This window comes from Actinophytocola sp. (assembly GCF_036402745.1).
Taxonomy (GTDB): domain Bacteria; phylum Actinomycetota; class Actinomycetes; order Mycobacteriales; family Pseudonocardiaceae; genus Actinophytocola.
On sequence record NZ_DASWSJ010000008.1, the window covers coordinates 1 to 5,169 of the forward strand.

Consider the following 5,169-nt stretch of genomic DNA (forward strand, 5'->3'; position numbering starts at 1 on the left):
GAGTGCAGGTGGGTGGAGAGACCGATGTCGCGGTTGTCGAAGCGGATGACGAAGAGGCCGCGGTCGGCCAGGCCCCGGCAGAAGTCGTCGGGCCAGCCGAGCATCTGGGTGGCCAGCCCCATGACCAGGAGCACCGGCGGATCGCCGGCGTTCCCGAACGTCTCGTAGGCGAACTCGAACTCGCCCACCTGGGCGCGCTGGATCCCCGTGCTCTGCATGGTCGGGACGGTAATCCCGCCCCGGTGTGGCGGCGACCCTGGAAGGTCGCGGCCACACCTCGGACGGGCGGTCGATCGGAAAGTGTGCCCCCGGCAGGATTCGAACCTGCGCCCCTGCCTCCGGAGGGCAGTGCTCTATCCCCTGAGCTACGGGGGCTTCCCGTTCGTGCAGTCGAAACGCTATCAGCCGTCCATCGGTCGCCCGACGGACCCCCTCACGGCGCCGGGAGCGGCGTTCCGCCCCGTTCGGTCAGCATCGTCGCCATCACCGCCGTCTCGACCCCCTGGCTCCGGGAGATGCTGCCGGCCAGGGACCGGACGGCGGCCACGTCGGCGTGCTCGGCGGCGTCGTCGGCCATGCCCTTGCCGCCCTGGTGATGCCGGATCATCAGCCGCAGGAACTCCACGTCGAAGTCCGTACCGGTGAGGGTGCCCAGCTCGGCCAGTTCCTCGTCGGTGGCCATCCCCGGCATCAGGGCACCGCTCATGTCCATGCCGTGGCCGGAGTGCGCGTCACCCGACTCGGACATCCACGCCATCACCTCGCCGCCGGTCAGCGGGACTCCCCACAGCACCAGCCAGCCCTGCATGCGGCCGGTCTGGTTGGTCTGGGTCGAGGAGATGTCGAAGGCCAGGCCCCGGACCGCCGGATCGGTGCTGCGCTCCAGGGCGAGGTCGGCCATCTCCACGCCCTGGAGGTGGTGGGCCGCCATGTCGCGGGCGAAGCCCGCGTCCACCGAGTCCGCCGCGGGCACCTCCGTACGGCCGATGCCCAGCGCGACCGCGATCCCGCCACCCAGGAGGAGGAGGGCGACGCTCATGATCGCGAGCAACGCCGTCCGGAGGCCGCGCCCGCCTTCCCCGTCGGTCACGGCGTGACGGGCTCGGCCACCAACGGGCTGGCGGCGAAGCTCGGGTTCGAGCAGCTGGCCCCCGGCTCGGGGGTCGTCTCGCTGTTGAACGTCAGGAAGTCGGCGAACTGCTTGATCCGCGGATCGGTCACCGACTCCAGCTTCAGCTGGTGGTTCCAGGACTGGAGGCTGATCGGCGAGTCGAGTCCGGCGTAGGGCGACATCATCCGTCCCGCCACACCGTCGACCAGGTCCGCGAGCGTGGCGATCTCGTCCTCGGACAGCGCCTCGGGGTCGTAGGTGATCCACACTCCGCCGTGCTCGAGGCTGTGGACGGCGTTCTCGTGGCGGATGTCGACGTCGTAGACCGTGCCCGTGCAGTCGGCCCAGTCCGGCGGGGGGGCATGCGGGCCGCCGACCGGGGGCGACTGCTCGTAGTCGACCGAAGTCGTGACGTGCTCCGCCGACGCGGTGTCGTAGACCTGGACGCCCTGGATCTCGTCCACCGCGTCCACCTTCGTCGCGTCGGCCTTGTCGACCTGGACCACCGCGTAGGTGATGACGGCGGCGGCGAACACCACCACGGCGACGGCGGCAGCGATCAGGCCCCACGGGCGCTGCGGCGCGACGACGGTCGCCGCCGGGCGGGTGCGCCCGCCCTTGGCGGTGGACCCCACCTTGCCGGCGCCACCCTTTCCGGCGGGCCTGGCGTTGCCGCTCTCGGGCTTGCGGTCCTTGGCCAAGGCCACTCCTCGATGCTCGGTGCTGTCGATGCACAGTGCTGTGGGCGCGGTGGTGCGCGTGCGCCGGTACGGACGGGGCGGGACGCCCTTCCTCGGCTTCCACTGTAGGTCGGCTTCCTGGGTCCACCCTGTCAACCGGCCGCGTGTGGGGCGGCCCGCCAAACGGGTTCGAGCCGGTCAGTACGCTCGTGCGGTGACACCCGAGCAGCTGCGTGACGTCGTCCGGACCGCTGTGGCGGCGGCCGTCGCCCGCGGCGTGCTCGCCGTCGAGGTGCCCGACGAGGTCGTGATCGAGCGGCCGCGCAACCGCGCGCACGGCGACTACGCCACCAACATCGCCCTCCGGCTGGCCAAGGCCGCCGGCACCGCGCCGCGCGCGGTGGCCGACCTGATCGCCGAGGAGCTGCGCGCCCAGCCCGGTATCGGCGGCGTCGACGTCGCCGGCCCCGGCTTCCTCAACATCACCCTCGCCCAGGGTGCGCTGGGCGCCATCGCCGTCCAGGCGGTGACGGCCGGCGCCGCCTACGGGCGCACCGACACCCTCGCCGGGCAGAAACTCAACCTCGAGTTCGTGTCGGCCAACCCGACGGGCCCGGTGCACATCGGCGGCACCCGGTGGGCCGCCGTCGGCGACGCGCTCGGCCGCCTGCTGGAGGCCAGCGGCGCCTCGGTGACGCGGGAGTACTACTTCAACGATGCCGGCGCCCAGATCGACCGGTTCGCGCTCAGCCTTCTGGCCGCCGCGCACGGCCGGCCGGTGCCCGAGGACGGCTACGCCGGGGACTACATCGCCGAGATCGCCGCGTCGGTGGTCGCTGCCGAGCCCGGCCTCCTCGAGCTCCCCGAGGAGCAGCAGCAGGAGCGCTTCCGGATACGGGGCGTCGACCTGATGTTCGCCGAGATCAAGCGCACCCTCGCCGACTTCGGCGTCGTCTTCGACGTCTACTTCAGCGAGCGCACGCTGCACGAGACCGGCGCGCTGGAGAAGGCGATCGCGCGGCTGCGCGAGAACGGTCACGTGTACGAGGCCGACGGCGCGGTGTGGCTGCGGACCACCGACTTCGGCGACGACAAGGACCGGCCGCTGCTCAAGAGCGACGGCACCCCGACGTACTTCGCCGCCGACTGCGCCTACTACCTGGACAAGCGGAGCCGGGGGTTCGACAAGGTCGTGATCATGCTCGGCGCCGACCATGCGGGTTACGTGGGCCGGTACAAGGCGCTGGCGGCGGCGGTCGGTGACGACCCCGAGGCCACCCTCGAGATCCTGCTCGGCCAGCTGGTCAACCTCGTGCGCGACGGCGCACCGGTGCGGATGAGCAAGCGCGCCGGCACCGTCGTGCTGCTGGAGGACCTCGTCGAGGTCGTCGGGGCGGACGCCGCCCGGTACGCCCTGGCCCGCGCTTCGGTCGACCAGCAGATCGACCTGGACCTGGACCTGTGGAGCCGGCAGACCAACGACAACCCGGTCTTCTACGTGCAGTACGCGCACGCCCGGATCTCCTCGGTCCTGCGCAACGCCGCCGAGCTCGGTCTGACGCTCGGCGAGGCCGGCGACGTCGACGTCGCGCAGCTCACCCACGAGCGGGAGAACACCCTGCTGCGGGCGCTGGGCGAGTTCCCCCGGGTGGTGTCCGCGGCCGCCGAGCTGCGCGCCCCGCACCGGGTCGCCCGGTACCTGGAGGAGCTGGCCGGTACGTACCACCGTTTCTACGACTCGTGCCGCGTCCTGCCGCGCGGTGACGAGGAGGTCACCTCGATGACCACTTCCCGCCTGTGGCTCTGTGCCGCGACGGCCGTGGTGCTGCGCAACGGTCTGGCCGTGCTCGGCGTGCATGCCCCGGAGCGGATGTGAGGGCGCACCCCGCCGGCCCGCTCCATGGCGGCATCACTCCGCCGCCGGCCGCCGGAGCGCCGCCGGCAGAGCTCGGCGCGCTCGATCCGCAGGTGTGGCCGCGCTCGGCCGAGCGGATCGGCGGCGAGCTGCACCTGGGCGGCCGGTCGGTCACCGACCTGGCCCGCGCGCACGGCACCCCGCTCTTCGTCCTGGACGAGGACGACTTCCGGGGCAGGGCAGCGGACTTCGCGACCGCCTTCGCCGGCGCCGACGTGCACTACGCGTCGAAGGCATTCCTCTGCGGTCAGGTGGCCCGCTGGATCGCCGACGACGGCCTGCACCTGGACGCCTGCAGCGGTAACGAGCTCTCGCTGGCCCTCGCTGTGGGCTTCCCCGCCGAGCGCATCGCGCTGCACGGCAACAACAAGTCCCTGGTCGAACTCCGCCTGGCCGTCGACGCGGGCATCGGGCACGTCGTCCTGGACTCCTTCGACGAGATCGACCGGCTGGCACCCCTGGCCGCCGCGCGGATGGACGCCGGGGGCGCACCCGTCCCCGTGCTGCTCCGCACCACCGTGGGCATCGAGGCGCACACCCACGAGTTCATCGCCACGGCGCACGAGGACCAGAAGTTCGGCTTCTCGCTGGCCGCCGGCGACGCGCTGGAGGCCGCCCGGCGCGTTCTCGCCGAGCCCGCGCTGCACCTGGCCGGCCTGCACAGTCACATCGGCTCGCAGATCTTCGACACCGCGGGCTTCGAGGCCGCCGCCCACCGCGTCGTCGGCCTGCTCGCCGATATCCGCGAGGCCACCGGCGAGGTCCTGGGGGAGCTCAACCTCGGTGGCGGCTTCGGCATCGCCTACGTCTCCGACGACGATCCGGTGAACCCGGCCGACATCGCCGCCCGGCTGCGCACGGTCGTCGCCGCCGAGTGCGCCGAGCTGGACCTGCCGGTGCCCCGGCTCGCGGTAGAGCCCGGTCGGGCCATCGCCGGCCCCGGCACCGTCACCCTCTACGAGGTCGGCACCATCAAACCGGTGCGCCTGGGCGGGGGAGGGGCGTCGGGCACCACACTGCCGGTGCGCAACTACGTCTCCGTGGACGGCGGGATGAGCGACAACATCCGCACCGCCCTCTATGACGCCGACTACACCTGCGTCCTGGCCAACCGGACCTCCGATGCACCGCCGGCCCTCTGCCGCGTCGTGGGCAAGCACTGTGAGAGCGGGGACATCCTGGTCCGCGACCTGTGGCTGCCGTCGGACGTGCAGCCGGGTGACCTGCTCGCCGTCGCCGCGACCGGTGCCTACTGCTGGTCGATGGCCAGCAACTACAACTACCTCCTGAAGCCGCCGGTCGTCGCGGTTCGGGACGGCGTCGCCACCGAGATCGTGCGGCGTCAGACACTGTCGGACGTGTTCGCCCTCGATTCCCTCCTCGCCGGCCGGCCCGCGCCCTCACCGGCACCGTCCCAGCCGGCACCCGAGCACGCGGCGGGGGCCCGCTCGTGAACGGGCTCG

At 72.4% G+C, this 5,169-nt stretch carries 5 protein-coding genes and 1 tRNA gene; 2 read left to right on the plus strand and 4 right to left on the minus strand.

Going from position 1 to position 5,169, the window contains the following annotated elements:
* From VGD70_RS00665 to VGD70_RS00680, 4 genes are all read right to left on the minus strand, one after another.
* On the minus strand, positions 1-218 hold a 218-nt coding region (locus VGD70_RS00665), incomplete at its 3' end, for an alpha/beta fold hydrolase (protein WP_414637866.1).
* Positions 219-303: 85 nt separating this feature from the next.
* Positions 304-375, minus strand: a tRNA-Arg gene (locus tag VGD70_RS00670).
* A 58-nt stretch (positions 376-433) separates the two neighbouring features.
* Positions 434-1,090 (minus strand): DUF305 domain-containing protein, encoded by a 657-nt coding sequence (locus VGD70_RS00675; protein WP_331076996.1) that lies wholly within the window; start codon positions 1,088-1,090, stop codon positions 434-436.
* Positions 1,087-1,812, minus strand: a complete 726-nt coding sequence (locus tag VGD70_RS00680) for a DUF3105 domain-containing protein (RefSeq protein WP_331076998.1) — start codon at positions 1,810-1,812, stop codon at positions 1,087-1,089. Before VGD70_RS00680 ends, VGD70_RS00675 begins: the two co-directional genes overlap by 4 nt.
* Positions 1,813-2,005: 193 nt before the next feature.
* On the opposite strand from VGD70_RS00680, the gene argS reads away from it, so the two are divergent.
* Positions 2,006-3,667, plus strand: coding sequence for an arginine--tRNA ligase (gene argS / locus VGD70_RS00685; RefSeq protein WP_331077000.1), 1,662 nt, complete (start codon positions 2,006-2,008; stop codon positions 3,665-3,667).
* Positions 3,664-5,160 (plus strand): diaminopimelate decarboxylase, encoded by a 1,497-nt coding sequence (gene lysA / locus VGD70_RS00690; RefSeq protein WP_331077002.1) that lies wholly within the window; start codon positions 3,664-3,666, stop codon positions 5,158-5,160. Before argS ends, lysA begins: the two co-directional genes overlap by 4 nt.
* Positions 5,161-5,169: the final 9 nt, after the last annotated feature.